This window comes from Bradyrhizobium sp. SZCCHNRI20481 (assembly GCF_032485055.1).
Lineage (GTDB): Bacteria > Pseudomonadota > Alphaproteobacteria > Rhizobiales > Xanthobacteraceae > Bradyrhizobium.
The window spans coordinates 142,283-159,575 of sequence record NZ_JAUEUE010000004.1 but is presented as its reverse complement, the minus strand read 5'-3'; the positions used below and the strand labels follow the sequence as shown (position 1 = coordinate 159,575).

Below are 17,293 nucleotides of genomic sequence, written 5' to 3'. Positions count from 1 at the left end.
CTCCTCGCAATGACGCCGGTGAGAGCAGGGCTCAGTTCTGCAACCGCACGCCCAGCATCACGACCGTGCCGGAAGAACCGGCGCCGGTGATGTTCGAATCCAGCTTGTCGTAGCGCAGCGTGCCCTTGACCCAGACGTTCCGCGACATCTTGTAGACGAGGTTGCCTTCGGCCGAGTAGGTGCGGTCGCTGCGGCCGTAGCCCTGATAGTCGAGCGTGCCGAAGCTGAACTTGCCGATGCCGGTCAGCCAACGCCGGAAGTCGTGGTCGACCTGAACTGTGTAGGTGCGCACCAGCACGCCGGAGGCGCCGGCCACCGTGGTCTCTGCGAGCTGCGTGTCGGAGAGAAAGCGCGCGGTGGTCAGCGGCGTCGCCGACCACACCAGCGAGGCCGTGGTGAGGAAGCCCTGCAACCGGTTCAGCCGCGGGTCGACATAGCTGCGCGTGGCATAGCCCATCGAGACCTCGCCGGTCACAAGCCGGGTGAACTCGAACGAGGTGCCGGCCTTGGCGTAGCCGCCCGAGGAGTCGCGCTGATAGCCCGAACGGTCGACCCGCTGGTCGTGCACGCGGCTGTCGCCCTGGATTTCGGCGAACGGCTTCAGGCCGGGCATGACCTCGTAGGACACCCGGCCGATGCCGCCGAACTGGTTGTAGTTGCGGTCGTCGTTCGACGTCATCGTGCCGTCGGTCAGCTTGCTCTGCTGATAGCTGGTGCGGTCGGCGGTGGCGCCCGCCGAAATCTGCAGCCGGTTGAAGCGCTGGTCGATGCCGATGGTGGTGCCGAGCGTGGTGTAGACCGGATAGCGCGCCAATCCGGCCTGCACGCTGGGACTGCCGGGATTGTCGGTCGCGGCACGCAGCCGCAGCTGGGCGCCGACCGAGGTGTCGCGGCTGACGTCGAGGCGGCCGTCGACATGGCCGGTGAAGTCGGGGCGGTCGAGCGTGGTCGGCGCCGAATTGATGCCGCCATCCATGATAGCCGGCAGGGTGCTGCCATAGCCGGTGAAGGAGCCCCGCAGGTCGGCGACGAGGGCGTGACGCTCCCAGTTCGACACCGCCAAAAATTCCGGCGCGATCATCCAAGCCGGCATGCCGCGCGGCCTGGCGAGGCGGGCCGGGTTGCTGTCATACCCGGCCGAGAGCTCCACCGCGCCCTTGATCAGGAACGGGCCGGCGTAATCGCCGACTGCGCCGAACGGGTCGTCGTCGATCTTGAGACGCTTGCGCGGCGGCTGGCCGGGCACGGTGCCCGCCATGGCGGCCGGGACCGGCTGCCTGTTGGCTGTGGCCGACGGCGGCAAGGTCGGACGCAACTGCCCGGTCAGCTCGCCGGAAGGTCGCGTGCCGGGGCCCGGCGGCGGCTTGGGCCGCGCCTGGGCGGGATAGTATTTCGGCTTCTTCCGATTGCGGTTCAGCGAATCATAGCCGAATTCGGCAGCGCCGCTCGCCGCGGGCACACCGGGCAGGGGAACCAGATTTCGTCGTGCGGTGGAGCTGGTCGGCGCAGGCGTCGCGGGCAGCCCTGGCGTCGGTACGGCATCGGTCAGGCCGCTGACCACGGTCCGCCGCAGCGGGGAGTCCTGCGGGGCGAGGAAGCCGTCGCGCACCGGCCGGAACGCGTCGATGGTCTGGGAGTGGGCCGCATCGGGGCCGAGCGCGCCGAGCAGCAGGCATGCGGCGGAGGCGCCGCGCCACATCGCGCGCCTTATCGCGCGTCCTGCGCGGCCGCTGTCAGGCCTCCATCCCACGATGAAAAATACTCCAACAAAATCAATTGCGTCGTCGGGACACCCGCGCCGCCGGCAAACCGCCTCGTTAAGGGAGTAAAAACAAATATGGTTAATGGGCTGTTGATGGCGCCTTGCTGCCATACCCATGCTAAAGAGCGGCGCCTGACTGTTCAGCCTTGGAAGTCCGCATGCCGAGATCGAAGCCGTTGCCCGAAGCCGCTCCCGCAAACGCAGATATCCAGTCGGCGCTGCGCACGCTCGACGCCGGCAGCAATGGCATTGCCGCGATCTCCGCTGCACTGCGCGGTCCTCTGGGGCCGGCCTTCGCCGCAGCCGTCGAGCTGATCCGCCAGGCCAAGGGACGGGCGATCCTCACCGGTCTCGGCAAGTCCGGCCACGTCGCCCGCAAGATGGCCGCGACCCTCGCCTCGACTGGAACGCCCGCCTTCTTCGTCCATTCCGCCGAGGCCGGCCATGGCGATCTCGGCATGATCACCTCCGACGACGTCGTCATCGCGCTGTCGTGGTCCGGCGAGCAGCCGGAGATGAAGACGCTGGTCAACTACACCAAGCGCTTCGCCATCCCGCTGATCGCGATTACCTCCAATGCGCAATCCTCGCTGGGGCAGGCGGCGCGCATCGTGCTGGAGCTGCCGAAGGCGCGCGAGGCCTGTCCGCACAATCTGGCGCCGACCACCTCGACGCTGATGCAGGCGGCGATCGGCGATGCGCTCGCGATCGCGCTGTTGGAAGGCCGCGGCTTCACCGCGCTCGAATTCGCCAATTTCCATCCGGGCGGCAAGCTCGGCGCCATGCTCAAGCACATCTCGGACCTGATGCGCTCGGGCGACGCGGTGCCGCTGAAGCCGCTGGGCACGGGCATGCCGGATGCGCTGGCCGAGATGTCGGCCAAGGGACTCGGCTGCGTCGTCATCGTCGATGCTCGCGGCCACGTCGCCGGCATCATCACCGACGGCGACCTCCGGCGGAAGATGCGTGCCGATCTGTTGTCCGCATCGGTCGAGGAGATCATGACCGCGAACCCGCGCACCGTCCGCCGCGAGGCGCTGGCCTCCGAGGCGCTGGAGATCCTGAACTCCGCCAAGATCACCACGCTGATCGTCACCGACGGCGCCAAGCCGGTCGGCATCCTGCACATGCATGATCTGCTGCGGGCAGGGGTGGCCTAGCTCGAAGCGTCGTTTGCGGGCGCCCGGCTGCCGCGCGCTTGGGAAGACCGGTCAGCCTGCGTTGAATCGTGCCGCATCGGCCTCCAGTGGCAGCTGCAGTGCGTTCGCGACATACGACACGGTGCGATAGAAGCCGCACAGCAGGATGATTTCCAGCACCTGATCCTCATCGTGATGCAGGCGGAGGCGGGTGAATTCGTCCTCGCTCAAGGTCGACCGCTGGTGCAAGGCATCGACCGCAGCGATCAGGGCTTGTTCGGGGGCCGACCAGCACGCCGCGTCGGCCGGTGCATTCACGGTGGCGTCGATCTGCTGCGCCGTCAGGCCGGCGTCTGAGCCGAAGATGCGGACGTGCACCCCCCATTCGTACTCGCACGCATTCAGCGCGCAGGTCCGATCGATGACGATTTCGCGCTGACGCAGGGACAGCGGGCCGCGGTCGAGCAGGCTGCCGCCGCGAAATTTGGTCCAGGCGCGCGCATGGCCGGCCATCACCCGGAACAGCATCAAGGGCGGCGCCCCGCGCATGATCTGGTCGAATTGCGCCTGGATGTCGGCCGGGTAGGGCGGCTGCAGCGGGGCGATCCGGGGCATGGCGGTTCCTCCTGCGCGGTGCTACATTTACTGTAGCAGTATGCTACGCTTTCCGTAGCGCTTGGCAAGCTGTTGGAGAGTTTTCGTGCCGAAAGACGTTCAACCGCGCCGGGTGCGCGGCTCGCGCTCGGGCCGGCCGGTCATGGCGCTGCTCGATCTGTTGGGCCGGCGCTGGTGCCTGCGCATCGTCTGGGAGCTGCGCGACGACGCCCTGACCTCCCGGGCGCTGCGCGCGGCCTGCGACGAGGCCTCGCCGACCGTGTTGCAGGCGCGGCTGGACGAGCTGCGCGAGGCGGGCTTCATCGTGCTGGGCGACAGCGGCTACGAGCTGACGCCATTGGGGCGCGAGCTGTTTGAGACCTTCCTGCCGCTGCATCGTTTTGCCGAGCGCTGGAGCCGGCAGACGGGATGAGCCGAGCTTGGGCACGTGCGCGGTCCCGGTCTGGCCGGGCACGGCGGCGTCGTGCTATGGGCTCGCCCGAGACAGGGAGCAGAGCCGATGCCGGGCGCATTCGATCTGGATAGATATCTCGTGCGCATCGGCTATCGCGGGCCGCTGGCGCCGACGCTCGAAACGCTTGCCGGATTGCAGGCGGCGCATGTCGATGCGATCGCGTTCGAGGGCCTGGATCCGCTGCTCGGCCGTCCCGTGAACATCGATCTCGCCTCGGTCCAGGCCAAGATCGTCGACGGCCGTCGCGGCGGCTATTGTTTCGAGCAGAATGCGCTGCTGAAGGCGGCGCTGGAGGCGATCGGCTTTGCGGTGACGCCGCTCTCGGCGCGGGTGCGCTGGCGCCTCGATGCGGCCGCGCCGCTGACGCCGCGCACGCACATGATGCTGAAGGTGGACCTGCCGGAGGGACCTCATCTCGCCGATGTCGGTTTCGGCTCCTGCCTGCTCGATACGCCGTTGCAGATGGTGCCCGACGTCGAGCAGCCGACTGCGATGGGCACGTTCCGTCTGACGCTGTCTGATGGGCTGTATTGGCTCGCGGCGAAGCAGCCGGCCGGCTGGCGCACGATGTATGTGTTTGATCTGGTGCCGCAGATCCATGCCGACTACGTGCTCGGCAACTGGTTCACCTCGACCAGCCCGTTGACGCCGTTCACCTCGATGCTGATCCTGGAGCGGTTGACGCGTGAGGCGCGCTACAAGCTGGTCAATCGCCGCCTGGTCATCGAGGCGCGTGATGGCGTGGTGCGGAGCGAACGGATCATCGAAACGCCCGATGCGCTGCGCAGCGTCATCGAGGAGGTGTTCGGCGTCACGCTTCCGGTGTCCGTCGAGGTGATCTGGAAGCGCATCGAGAGCTGACGGAAGGCATGACGATGGCCGGTGAGCTTCAACTGGATTCCTATCTCGCCCGCATCGACCATCGCGAGCCGCTCGCGCCCGACCTGTCGACGCTCGCAGCGCTGCAGGCCGCGCATGTCGACGCGCTGCCGTTCGAGGCGCTCGATCCGCTGATGGGCCGTCCCGTCCATGTCGACCTGCCGTCGGTGCAACAGAAGCTCGTGCTCAGCCGCCGCGGCGGCTACTGCTTCGAGCAGAACGTGCTGTTCCAGGCGGTGCTGGAAGCGGTCGGCTTTGAGGTCAGCGGCCTGACGGGGCGCGTGCGCTGGCGCTCGGCGCCGACCGATCCGCTCGGGCCGCGCCAGCACATGATGCTGATGGTCAAGGTCGACGGCTATCTGCATCTCGTCGACGTCGGCTTCGGCATCTGCATGATGGATGCGCCCATTCGTCTCGAAGTTGGCTCCGAGCAGCAGACGCCGATGGGAACGTTTCGCATCGGCACGTGGGACGGGCTCTATACGGTCAGCGCGAAGCAGCCGACGGGCTGGCGCATGATGTATGCGTTCGACCTCGTGCCGCAGATCCATGCCGATTATGTGCTCGGCAGCTGGTATACGTCGACCAGCCCGAACGTGCCGGCCACGCATACGCTGATGATGGAGCGTGTCGAGCCCGGCGTGCGTCACAAGCTGGTCAGCCGCCGCTATCAGCGGCAGGCGCGCGACGGAGACGTGATCGAGGAGCGGATCATCGAGAGCGCCGACGAGCTCGGCCGGCTCATCGACGACATCTTCCGTGTGACGCCTCCCGTGCCAATCGAAGACATCTGGGCGCGGACGTCGAGCTGAGCTCCGGACGACCGTGTCGTGGATGATGTTCGATTCTCGAACGTGCTTCGCAATCGATCGAGCTGGCAACAGTCGATACGAAGCTTTTTCGCGTGTTGCGCGGCATTTGAAGGGAATGCCGGCGTCCGCATTGGGCTTATCTTAAGAGTCGCACCTTTAGGTTGCGGGAACCCGAGGGGGCTCGCGGGTCCGGCCGTCGAACAAGGGGGATCGCCCAGCATGACTGACATCGTGATGCACGCGACGCGATTAATCCTGCCGCGGACGTCGGAGCAGGACTGTCACCGCCGCACACGGCCTCACCCTTCCTGACATCAGAGCCGCGCGACGCGGCTCATCCGAGCTGGCCTGACGGCCAGGACGGGTGGGGGCTTCACGGTTGAAACGTCGACCCTGACGCTTCGACGCTCATCCGATCGATCATGCGGCCACGGCCTGACCTGCCACTTCAGGCCGAGCGGCGACTCATGTCGACGAAGCCCCCACCCCTTTTTCTGTTAGCGAGTTGGAGTCTGCTACTCACACCGAAGGCGGTGAACTCCCCTCCCCCTTGCGGGGAGGGGGTGGGGGTCCGCGAGTCGCGCTCTATATGAAAGCTGAGCGATAGGTCCGCGGGCGGGTGCCACCGCGTTATTGCGAGCCAAGAAATCCAGAGTCATTTCCTCGGTCCTGGATTGCTGCGTCGCTTCGCTCCTCGCAATGACGGGAGGGGGGGTGGACGAAGAGCGTCCGGCGAGAGCTGCAACCGCATCAAGCGCATTTGACGCGCTGGCGAACGCAACGAAATTCAGCGTCTGGAGACCCCCACCCCCGACCCCTCCCCGCAAGGGGGAGGGGAGCGCACCGACGGTGCGGCTGCAGATGAGTCCAACTAAGCGGGTCGCATCCAACTAACGCGCTTGATCGGCCGCCGCTAGCGCGGCAGCTCGGTCTTGCCCATCAGGAACTTGTCGACCGCCTGCGCACACAGGCGGCCCTCGCGGATCGCCCACACCACCAGCGACTGGCCGCGGCGCATGTCGCCGGCGGAGAAGACCTTCGGCAGCGAGGTCTGGTAGTCGGTCAGGTTGGCCTTGACGTTGCCGCGCGGGTCGAGGTCGACGCCGAGGCTCTTGAGCAGGCCCTCGTGCACCGGATGCACGAAGCCCATCGCGAGCAGGACAAGCTCCGCATCGAGCACGAACTCGGTGCCCGGGATCGGCTTGAACTGCGCATCGACGCGCACGCAATGCAGCTTCTTGACGGCGCCGTTCTCGCCCTCGAACTTCTGAGTCAGCACCGCGAATTCGCGCACGGCGCCTTCCGCCTGGCTCGACGAGGTCCGCATCTTCAGCGGCCAGTTCGGCCAGGTCAGCGCCTTGTCCTCGCGCTCCGGCGGCGCCGGCATGATCTCGAGCTGGGTGACGGACTTGGCGCCCTGGCGCAGCGAGGTGCCGATGCAGTCGCTGCCGGTGTCGCCGCCGCCGATCACGACGACATGCTTGCCGGCGGCGAGGATGTCGTCGCCTTCGACCTTCTCGTTGCCGACGCGGCGGTTCTGCTGCGGCAGGAAGTCCATCGCGTAGTGGATGCCGGCGAGGTCGCGGCCGGGGATCGGCAGGTCGCGCGGAGCTTCTGCGCCGCCGGTCAGCGCGACGGCGTCATAGTCCTTCAAGAGCGTCTTGGCATCGAGGCCATCCTTGCCACCGACATTGACGCCATAGTGGAAGGTGACGCCTTCGCCTTCCATCTGTCCGATGCGGCGATCGATGATGCCCTTCTCCATCTTGAAGTCGGGAATGCCGTAGCGCAGCAGGCCGCCGGCCTTGGCGTTCTTCTCATAGACGTGGACGTCGTGACCGGCGCGGGCGAGCTGCTGCGCACAGGCGAGACCAGCGGGACCGGCGCCGACGATCGCGACCTTCTTGCCGGTCTTCACGGCGGCCGGCTCGGGCTTGATCCAGCCCTGCTCGAAGGCCTTGTCGACGATGGCGCATTCGATCGTCTTGATGGTCACCGGATTGTCGTCGATGTTCAGCGTGCACGACGCCTCGCACGGAGCCGGGCAGATCCGGCCCGTGAACTCCGGGAAGTTGTTGGTCGAGTGCAGGTTGCGCGCGGCCTCTTCCCAATTGCCGTTGTAGATCAGGTCATTCCAGTCCGGGATCTGGTTGTTGACCGGACAGCCCGTGGTGCCCGGCGCGGCCGAGCCGGTGCCGTGGCAATAGGGGATGCCGCAATTCATGCAGCGCGCCGCCTGGTCGCGCAGCTCCTTCTCGGAGAGCGGCACCACGAATTCCTGGAAATGCTTCAGCCGCTCGGCAACCGGCGCGTACTTGCGATCGTGCCGCTCGATTTCGAGAAAACCTGTGACCTTGCCCATGACCTACGACGTCCCTGACTGCTCGGGCCTCATGGTTCGAGACGGTTGCTTTCGCACCTCCTCACCGTGAGGAATTTCCTCTGTGCTTCCCCTCACCCTGAGGAGCGGCGCTTGCGCCGCGTCTCGAAGGGCGAGGCCCCGCTGTTGGCCTCATGGTTCGAGACGGCGCTACGCGCCTCCTCACCATGAGGAGCGACATCAAGCCCCGATCGCGATCTTCGGCTCGGCGTCGGCGTTGGCCGCGAGCTCCTTCAGGGCACGGCGATATTCCACCGGCATGACCTTGCGGAACTTCGGCGCGTAGTCCTTCCAGTTCGCCAGGATGTCGGCGGCGCGCTTGGAGCCCGTCGCCTTGGCATGGCGCGAGATCAGGACGTGCAGCCGCTCCACGTCGGACGCCAGCAGGTTCTTGAACACGTCGACCCGGCCATGCGCCTCGAGGTCGCCCATCTGGTGATAGGTGTCCTCGGCGATCATCTCCTCCGACAGCACCGGCTCCAGCTCGACCATCGCCATGTTGCAGTGCTTGTCGAAGTCGCCGGCCTCGTCGAGCACGTAGGCGACGCCGCCCGACATGCCGGCCGCGAAGTTGCGCCCGGTCTTGCCGAGCACGACGACGATGCCGCCGGTCATGTATTCGCAGCAATGATCACCCGCGCCCTCGACCACGGCGACCGCGCCGGAGTTGCGAACCGCGAAGCGCTCGCCGGCGATGCCGCGGAAGAAGCACTCGCCGGAGATGGCGCCGTACATCACGGTGTTGCCGACGATGATCGACTCCTCCGGCACGATGCCGGAGTTGCGCGGCGGCCTGACGATGATGCGGCCGCCCGACAGGCCCTTGCCGACGTAGTCGTTGCCTTCGCCTTCGAGCTCGAAGGTGACGCCTTGGGCGAGCCAGGCGCCGAAGGCCTGGCCGGCGGTGCCCTTCAGGCTGACATGGATGGTGTCCTGCGGCAGGCCGGCATGGCCGTAGATCTTCGCCACCGCGCCCGAGAGCATCGCGCCCGCCGAACGGTCGGTGTTGTTGATCTCGGCCTCGATCTTGACCGGCGCGCCACGGTCGAGCGCGGGCTTGGCCTGCTCGATCAGCTTGCGGTCGAGCACGGCCTCGAGGTGATGGTCCTGCGCCTCGGCGTGATGGATCTTCTGGCCCGGCGCCTCCTTCTGCTTGACGAACAGCTTGGAGAAGTCGAGGCCCTTGGCCTTCCAATGCGCCACCAGGCGGGACTGGTCGAGCATCTGGGTCTGGCCGACCATCTCGTTGAACGAGCGGTAGCCGAGCGCGGCCATGATCTCGCGGACTTCCTCGGCGACGAAGAAGAAGAAGTTGATGACATGCTCGGGCTGACCGGTGAAGCGCTTGCGCAGCACCGGGTCCTGGGTCGCGACGCCGACCGGGCAGGTGTTGAGGTGGCACTTGCGCATCATGATGCAGCCGGCCGCGATCAGCGGCGCGGTGGCGAAGCCGAACTCGTCGGCCCCTAACAGGGCGCCGATGACGACGTCCCGCCCGGTGCGGAAGCCGCCGTCGACCTGGACCACGATGCGGCTGCGCAGCCGCTCGCGCACCAGCGTCTGGTGGGTTTCGGCAAGGCCGATCTCCCACGGCGAGCCGGCATGCTTGATCGAGGTGAGGGGAGAGGCACCGGTGCCGCCCTCGAAGCCCGCGATCGTGACATGGTCGGCGCGCGCCTTGGCGACGCCGGCGGCGACGGTGCCCACGCCCACTTCAGACACCAGCTTGACCGAGACCTGACCGTCGGGATTGACGTTCTTCAGGTCGTAGATCAGCTGCGCGAGATCCTCGATCGAGTAGATGTCGTGATGCGGCGGCGGCGAGATCAGGCCGACACCCGGCGTCGAGTGGCGCACCTTGGCGATGGTCGCGTCGACCTTGTGGCCGGGCAACTGGCCGCCTTCGCCCGGCTTGGCACCCTGCGCCATCTTGATCTGCATCATGTCGGAGTTGACGAGATATTCCGTTGTCACGCCGAACCGGCCCGAGGCGACCTGCTTGATCGCCGAGCGCATGGAATCGCCGTTGGGCAGCGGCTTGAAGCGGTCGGCTTCTTCACCGCCTTCGCCGGTGTTCGACTTGCCGCCGATCCGGTTCATGGCGATCGCGAGCGTGGTGTGGGCCTCGCGCGAGATCGAGCCGAACGACATCGCGCCCGTGGCGAAGCGCTTGACGATCTCCTTGGCTGGCTCGACTTCGTCGAGCGGCACCGGCTTGCGCTTGTCGTCCTCGGCCGACTTGATGCGGAATAGGCCGCGCAGGGTCAGCAGCCGCTCAGACTGCTCGTTGAGCAGCCTGGCGAACGCCTGGTAGCGCTCCCTGGAATTGCCGCGCACCGCATGCTGCAGCGTCGCGACCGATTCCGCGGTCCAGGCGTGGTCCTCGCCGCGGGTGCGGAAGGCATATTCGCCGCCGACGTCGAGCGCGGTCTTGTAGACCAGCGCGTCGCCGAACGCGTCGCGATGACGGCGCGTGGTCTCCTCGGCGATCTCCGGCAGGCCGACGCCTTCGATGCGGGTGTGGGTGCCGTAGAAGAACTTCTGCACGAACTCGGCCTTCAGTCCGACCGCGTCGAAGATCTGCGCGCCGCAATAGGACTGGTAGGTCGAGATGCCCATCTTCGACATGACCTTGAGCAGGCCCTTGCCGATCGACTTGATGTAGCGCTTGACGACCTCGTAGTCGCTCAGCGCGCCCGGCAGCTTGTCCTTGAGCGCGATGATGGTCTCGAAGGCGAGATAAGGATTGATCGCCTCGGCGCCGTAGCCGGCCAGACAGGCGAAGTGATGCACCTCGCGCGGCTCGCCCGACTCCACCACGAGACCCACCGACGTGCGCAGGCCGGTGCGGATCAGGTGATGATGCACGGCGGCGCAGGCGAGCAGCGACGGGATCGGAATCCGGTCGGCCGAGACCATGCGGTCGGACAGGATGATGATGTTGACGCCCTCGCGCACCGCGGCTTCGGCGCGGCCGCAGAGATCGTCGAGCATCTGCTCGAAGCCGGCGGCGCCCAGGCTCGCATCGAAGGTGGTGTCGAGCGTGCGCGAGACGAAGTGGCTGTCGGAGACCTCCGAGATCGAGCGGATCTTCTCGAGGTCCGCATCGGTCAGGATCGGCTGATGCACCTCGAGCCGCTTGGTCGAGGCGACGCCTTCGAGGTCGAACAGGTTGGGCCGCGGGCCGATGATCGAGACCAGGCTCATCACCAGCTCCTCGCGGATCGGGTCGATCGGCGGATTGGTGACCTGGGCGAAGTTCTGCTTGAAGTAGGTGAACAGCAGCTTCGGCTTGTCCGACAGCGCCGAGATCGGCGTGTCGTTGCCCATCGAGCCCGTGGCCTCCTCGCCGGTCGCCGCCATCGGCGTCATCAGGATCGCGATGTCTTCCTGGCTGTAGCCGAATGCCTGCTGCCGGTCCAAGAGCGGCAGGTTGGTGCGCGCGCCCGTGGTCGGCGCATCCGGCAGCTTCTCGACCTGGATCTGCGTGCGCGTGAGCCATTCCTGGTAGGGATGGCTGGCGGCGAGCTGCGCCTTGATCTCATCGTCCGGGATCAGGCGGCCCTGCTCGAGGTCGACCAGCAGCATCTTGCCCGGCTGCAGCCGCCACTTGGTGACGATCTGGTCCTCTGGAATCTTGAGCACGCCCATTTCGGACGCCATCACGATGCGGTCGTCCTTGGTGACGAGATAGCGCGCCGGCCGCAGGCCGTTGCGGTCGAGCGTGGCGCCGATCTGGCGGCCGTCGGTGAAGGCGATCGCGGCGGGGCCGTCCCACGGCTCCATCAGCGCGGCGTGATATTCGTAGAATGAACGCCGCTCCTCGCTCATCAAGGGATTTCCGGCCCACGCCTCGGGGATCATCATCATGACCGCGTGCGGCAGCGAGTAGCCGCCCTGCACCAGGAATTCGAGCGCGTTGTCGAAGCAGGCGGTATCGGACTGGCCTTCATACGAGATCGGCCAGAGCCGGCTGATGTCCTTGCCGAACAGCTCCGATGACACCGAGGCCTGCCGCGCCGCCATCCAGTTGACGTTGCCGCGCAGGGTGTTGATCTCGCCATTGTGCGCGATCATCCGATACGGATGCGCCAGCGACCAGGTCGGGAAGGTGTTGGTCGAGAAGCGCTGGTGCACCAGCGCCAGCGCGCTCTCGAAGTCCGGCTCGTGCAGGTCGGCGTAGTACTTGCCGAGCTGGTCGGCCAGGAACATGCCCTTGTAGATCACGGTCCGGCACGACATCGAGCACGGGTAATAGCCCGACATGCCGCGGTCGCGGCGCTGATAGATCGCCTGCGAGATCGACTTGCGGAGGATGTAGAGCTTGCGCTCGAACTCGTCCTCGGTCTTGGCGGCGCCGTTGCGGCCGATGAACACCTGCATGCTGCGCGGCTCGGTCGGCTTGACCGTCACGCCCAGCGAGGAGTTGTCGGTCGGCACGTCGCGCCAGCCGAGCAGCACCAGGCCTTCGTCCTCGATCTGGTCGGCGATGATGCTCTTGATGACGTTCCGCCACGCCTCGTCGCGCGGCATGAACAGCGCGCCGATGGCGTATTCGCCGGGGGCGGGCAAGGTGAAGCCGAGCTCCTTTGCCTTGCGCGAGAAGAAGGCATGCGGGATCTGCACCAGGATGCCGGCACCGTCGCCGAAGCGCGGGTCGGCGCCGACGGCGCCGCGGTGCTCGAGATTGCAGAGGATGCTCAGCGCGTCGGCGACGATCTGATGCGACTTCTGGCCCTTGATGTTGGCGATGAAGCCGACGCCGCAGGAATCCTTCTCCTGGCTCGGGTCATACAGACCTTCGGCTTCCGGGCGCCACGTATGCAGCTCGCGCGTGATCTCGGCCGGTTTTTCACGCGAATCCACAGCCAGCACCGCGCCGCCCAACTTTCCGTGCTCGACCTTCGATCCGCTCATATCCGTCCCCATAAATTATTGGTCAGGGCCTTCACCACAGTCCGGTACAGTCCGTCCGGCGCACCCCGGGCGCTGCGCGGCCCCTCTCCGGAGCCAACGCTCGTCCTTGTCAGCGAGCCGCATTTGCAGAGTTCAGGCCAGCCGCCGGGGGACCATGTCCCCGCTGGACGACCGCGGCCTGTTCATGTCGCAGCGCCCTCAGGCGCCGTAACATCATTGCAAAGTCTCGGTCACCTTTGCAACGAAATTTTAGACAGCATTTCTGTCCTAAACCGCAAGATGCCAAACTTTAACCTATCACACAAGCATCGCGGAGTCCTGAGGTCCGGGCGCAGCAACGCGCCCATTCCCCGGCAAATCTTCCGTTTCAGCCGCTGACCGAACGACCCGACCGGGCCGGGCGATCACGCGCTGCGCTCGATTTTGAAACCTGACGCCCCGATCCCGCCCCCTCGCCGACCCAGGACCGCCGGAATCACGGCAGAACTTCCGCGGCACTTGAGAAGAAGCGAACAGCTTCACGTGCGGGGGCATGCAGGAGCTTTGAGCCATGAAGTTGCTAGTTGGAGTCGTCTCAGCCGCGTTGATTGCGCCGTTTGCCGCGCAGGCCGAGCCGTTGCCGCCATCGGGCGTCCGTGCGCCCTACACGGCGGTCTCCGATTTCGATACGCCCTATCCGGATCTGCCGCCGCCGGCCGTCGTGCCCGCACCGCCGCCGCGTTACGGCTACCGGTCGGGCCCTGACTACGGCTACCGCGACGAGCGCTATGTGCCGCCGGCGCCGGTCTACCGTCAGGACGGCTACCAGCAGGATTATGGCTATGCGCCGACGTTCCTGCCGGTGCATGAGGTCTATGCGATTTTGCGCGACAACGGCTTCTCGCCGCTCGGCGTGCCGCGTCAGCGCGGCAATGTCTACGTCGTGGCGGTGCTCGATCGCGAGGGCGAGGACGGCAAGCTCGTGGTCGATGCCCGCTCCGGCCGCATCATCCGCTTCGTCCCGGCGTTCCAATGGGGCGAGGAGTACGAGCGGATGCGCTATGAGCCGAGCCCGCGCGGCGCCCTCGACCGTCTGCCGCCGCCGAGCGTGATCCGGGCCGATCCGCGCCTGGTGCCGCCGATGCCGGCTGCGCCGCGCGTTGCCACCGCGGTGTCGGTTCAGCCGAAGGTGCCGACGCCAGCAGCCCGACCGGCAGCGCCGTCGCCGCAGACCGCGGCGCTCAACCCGAAGCCGACGGAAGCTCCCAAAGCCCTTCCGCCCAGGCCTGCGGACATCAAGCCGGCCGAAGCCAAACCCGCCGACGTCAAGCCTGCCGAGACGAAGCCGGTCGAAGCCAAGGCCGACGAGCCGAAGACGGGCGAGGCCAAGCCGTCCGAGGCCAAGTCATCCGAGGCGAAGTCATCCGAGGCGAAGCCGTCTGATGCCAAGCCGGTGCAGTCGGCAGCCGCGCCGCCTCAGACCACCGGCTCCGTAGCGCCGGCGGCCGCGGCCAAGCCGACACCGCAGATCCAGCCGACGGCAAAGATGCCTCCGGTGCAGGGGCTGGATTAGAGGCGATTGAGCGGTCTGCCCGGCCGCCAGCCACCACCACAACTGTCATCGCCCGGCGTGACCGGGCGATCCAGTCACCACCAGCATCTCGGTTGCTCATGACTGCCGCGGCGTGCTGAATGCCCGCCTTCGCGGGCATGACAGCGTTGCTTGTTGCCGCTGGGACGAGTCCCGCACCATCAATCGGACTACTCGTGCTGACCGGCGGCCTTCAGGATCAGATCAGCGATCTCCTTCGGATGTGAGACCAGCGACAGGTGCCCGGCGTCGAGCTCGATCGTGGTCGCCTTCATGCGGCTGGCCAGGAAGCGCTCGAAATCCGGATCGATCGTCTTGTCCTGCTTTGACACCGCATAGAAGGAGGGCTTGTCGTGCCATGCCGCCTGGGTGGTGCGGTTGCCGAAGATCGTCGCCGCGGTCGGCCATTGCACCGCATAGAGCTCCTTCGCCGTCGTCGCATCGACGCCGTTGGCGAAATACTTCAGGAAGGCGTCCTCGTTGAGCTTGGTGTCGCCGTCGTGGTCGACGATGCCGGCGCGGGCCGGCGGTGTCGGGTATTGACCGGCGAGCTTGACGAAATCCTCGCCCGCGTCGGGCGCACGCGCCGCGACATAGACCAGCGCGCTGACCTTCGGGTCGGTGCCGACCTCGCTCACGACCGTGCCGCCCCAGGAATGGCCGACCAGCACGGCCGGTCCGTCCTGCTCGGCCAGTGCGCGGCGGGTGGCAGCCGCGGAGTCCGCCAGCGACGTCAGCGGATTCTGCACGGCGGTGACCTTGAGGCCAGCGGCCTGCAGATAGGGGATGACCTTGGCCCAGCTCGAGCCGTCGGCCCAGGCGCCGTGCACCAGCACGACGTTGTGGACCTTGGGCGGCGGCGCCGGCTGCGCCAGAGCGGGGCCGGCAAAAGCCGACAGGGCGGCGATGAGGGTGAGGGTACGAACGACGTTCATGTTAACGGCTCCAGTGGCTCGGGTTGGCGCGGTGATCACTGGGGTCTTCGCGGGCAGGGCGCAGACCGTTACCGTCAGTCACGGTCGTTTGATTGCACTGCAGCACCACACAAAAAAACGCCCCGGCTGCCCGGGGCGTTCGCATTCCTGAGTATGTGTGCCGGTTACGCGGCGGCCTTCTCGGCCGAACCCTCGATCGCCGGCTGCTCAGCTTGCGCGTTCGTCGAGATCGGAATCGACCGCGGCTTCTTGGCCTCAGGGATCTCGCGCACGAGGTCGACGTGGAGCAGGCCGTTCTCGAGGCTGGCGTTCTTCACCACCACGTGGTCGGCGAGCTGGAACGAGCGCTCGAAGGCGCGGGCGGCGATGCCGCGATACAGCAACTCGCTCTTCTTGCCGTTCTCGTTGGCGGCCTTCTCGCCCTTGATCGTCAGCGTGTTTTCCTTCGCGACGAGGGAGAGCTCATCCTTGCCAAAGCCGGAGACGGCGACGGTGATGCGGTAGGCGTTCTCACCGGTGCGCTCGATATTGTAGGGCGGATAGCCGGGGGTGGGATCGCTGGTGGCCTGGTCGAGCAGCGAGAACAGACGGTCGAAACCGACGGTGGAACGATAGAAGGGGGTGAGGTCGTAGGTACGCATGGTCAAAGTCCTCCATTGAGCGACTGTTGGCTAACCCGCCCGCCATCGGGCCGGGCTGTCGTGCAGCCTGACGCGGCCTGCACGGCCTCGATATGGGTCGGACGTTTCGACGTTCAAGGGCGTCCGAGACCTGCTCTTTTTGCCGTTCCACCCCTTGATTCCCACTGCCTTTCACCTATTCGATGGGCGCCTCATGACGCTCGTCTCGATTCCCGCCAATCCCGTCCCCGAAAACGCCACCGCCGGCACCATCAAGACTCCCGATGGCGCCGAGCTGCGCTTTGCGCGCTGGGCCCCGCCGGCCGGGCGCAAGGGCACGGTGTGCGTGTTCACCGGCCGCAGCGAGATGATCGAGAAGTATTTCGAGACGGTGCGCGACCTGCGCGACCGCGGCTTTGCGGTCGCGATCATCGACTGGCGCGGCCAGGGCCATTCGTCGCGGCGCCTGCGCGATTCCCGCAAGGGCTATGTGCGCTCGTTCTCCGACTACGAACTCGACGTCGAGACCTTCGTCACCCAGGTCGTGCTGCCGGATTGTCCGCCGCCTTATTTCGCGCTGGCGCATTCGATGGGCGGCACCGTGCTGCTGCGGCTCGCGCATGCCGGCAAGCGCTGGTTCGATCGCGTCGTACTGTCGGCGCCGATGATCGATCTGCCGGACAGCCGCACCGCGCTGCCGGCTCGGCTGCTGCTGCGGGCCATGCGCATCGCCGGGCAGGGCGGCCGCTACGTGCCGGGCGGAAACGACGAGATCAGCGGGCTGGCGCCGTTCGTCAACAATCCGCTGACCTCTGATCCCGTCCGCTATGCCCGCAACGCCGCGATCCTCGAGGAGGATCCGACGCTCGGCATCGCCTCGCCGACGGTGGCCTGGGCCGATTCCGCCTTCTCGGCGATGATGACCTTCCGCGGCATGACCTATCCCTCCCAGATCCGGCAGCCGATCCTGATGCTGGCGGCGTCCAGCGACACCGTGGTGTCGACCGCGGCGATCGAGGAGTTCGCCTATCATCTGCGCGCCGGCTCGCATCTCGTCATCGCCGGGGCCAAGCACGAGATCCTGCAGGAGCAGGACCGCTACCGCTCGCAGTTCTGGGCTGCGTTCGACGCCTTCGTGCCGGGCACGCCGCTGTTCGGGTGAGCGTGCTGCTGGACACTCCTGGGGCCGGCGAGCTAGCTAGACTCGACC

General features: G+C 66.7%; 12 protein-coding genes. 6 read left to right on the top strand and 6 right to left on the bottom strand.

Annotation, left to right across the window (positions count from 1 at the left end):
• Positions 1 to 31 precede the first annotated feature (31 nt).
• Positions 32 to 1,750, bottom strand: coding sequence for an outer membrane beta-barrel protein (locus QX132_RS07535; protein WP_410052851.1), 1,719 nt, complete (start codon positions 1,748 to 1,750; stop codon positions 32 to 34).
• Between the two features lie 170 nt (positions 1,751 to 1,920).
• Here QX132_RS07535 and QX132_RS07530 point away from each other — a divergent pair, with 170 nt between their 5' ends.
• Positions 1,921 to 2,922: a KpsF/GutQ family sugar-phosphate isomerase gene (locus QX132_RS07530; protein WP_315736464.1), complete on the top strand. Its 1,002-nt coding sequence runs from the start codon at positions 1,921 to 1,923 to the stop codon at positions 2,920 to 2,922.
• Positions 2,923 to 2,973: 51 nt separating this feature from the next.
• Here the strand turns inward: QX132_RS07530 and QX132_RS07525 are convergent, their stop codons facing one another.
• Positions 2,974 to 3,516: a carboxymuconolactone decarboxylase family protein gene (locus QX132_RS07525; RefSeq protein ID WP_315736465.1), complete on the bottom strand. Its 543-nt coding sequence runs from the start codon at positions 3,514 to 3,516 to the stop codon at positions 2,974 to 2,976.
• 142 nt (positions 3,517 to 3,658) lie between these two features.
• Between QX132_RS07525 and QX132_RS07520 the strand changes: the two genes are divergently transcribed.
• From QX132_RS07520 to QX132_RS07510, 3 genes are all read left to right on the top strand, one after another.
• Positions 3,659 to 3,928: a winged helix-turn-helix transcriptional regulator gene (locus QX132_RS07520; RefSeq protein ID WP_315772421.1), complete on the top strand. Its 270-nt coding sequence runs from the start codon at positions 3,659 to 3,661 to the stop codon at positions 3,926 to 3,928.
• Between the two features lie 87 nt (positions 3,929 to 4,015).
• Entirely contained in the window at positions 4,016 to 4,831 is an 816-nt protein-coding gene (locus QX132_RS07515) for an arylamine N-acetyltransferase (RefSeq protein WP_316160607.1), read from the top strand.
• 14 nt (positions 4,832 to 4,845) lie between these two features.
• A complete protein-coding gene (locus QX132_RS07510) occupies positions 4,846 to 5,661 on the top strand; it encodes an arylamine N-acetyltransferase family protein (RefSeq protein WP_316160784.1) in 816 nt (271 codons plus the stop codon).
• Positions 5,662 to 6,574: 913 nt separating this feature from the next.
• On the opposite strand, the gene QX132_RS07505 is transcribed toward QX132_RS07510, so the two are convergent.
• Both QX132_RS07505 and gltB read right to left on the bottom strand, forming a co-directional pair.
• Positions 6,575 to 8,023 carry a glutamate synthase subunit beta gene (locus QX132_RS07505; RefSeq protein WP_315777888.1) on the bottom strand — a complete coding sequence of 483 codons (1,449 nt, stop codon included), beginning with the start codon at positions 8,021 to 8,023 and terminating at the stop codon, positions 6,575 to 6,577.
• 198 nt (positions 8,024 to 8,221) lie between these two features.
• A complete protein-coding gene (gene gltB / locus QX132_RS07500) occupies positions 8,222 to 12,958 on the bottom strand; it encodes a glutamate synthase large subunit (RefSeq protein ID WP_316160606.1) in 4,737 nt (1,578 codons plus the stop codon).
• Positions 12,959 to 13,508: 550 nt separating this feature from the next.
• Between gltB and QX132_RS07495 the strand changes: the two genes are divergently transcribed.
• Entirely contained in the window at positions 13,509 to 14,510 is a 1,002-nt protein-coding gene (locus QX132_RS07495) for a hypothetical protein (RefSeq protein WP_316160604.1), read from the top strand.
• Between the two features lie 188 nt (positions 14,511 to 14,698).
• Here the strand turns inward: QX132_RS07495 and QX132_RS07490 are convergent, their stop codons facing one another.
• Together QX132_RS07490 and QX132_RS07485 are read right to left on the bottom strand one after the other, a co-directional pair.
• Positions 14,699 to 15,463, bottom strand: coding sequence for an alpha/beta hydrolase (locus QX132_RS07490; RefSeq protein WP_315777890.1), 765 nt, complete (start codon positions 15,461 to 15,463; stop codon positions 14,699 to 14,701).
• Positions 15,464 to 15,627: 164 nt separating this feature from the next.
• Positions 15,628 to 16,104 carry an Hsp20 family protein gene (locus tag QX132_RS07485; protein WP_315759446.1) on the bottom strand — a complete coding sequence of 159 codons (477 nt, stop codon included), beginning with the start codon at positions 16,102 to 16,104 and terminating at the stop codon, positions 15,628 to 15,630.
• A 193-nt stretch (positions 16,105 to 16,297) separates the two neighbouring features.
• Between QX132_RS07485 and QX132_RS07480 the strand changes: the two genes are divergently transcribed.
• On the top strand, positions 16,298 to 17,245 hold the full coding sequence (locus QX132_RS07480) for an alpha/beta hydrolase (RefSeq protein WP_315736473.1): 948 nt from the start codon (positions 16,298 to 16,300) through the stop codon (positions 17,243 to 17,245).
• Positions 17,246 to 17,293 lie beyond the last annotated feature (48 nt).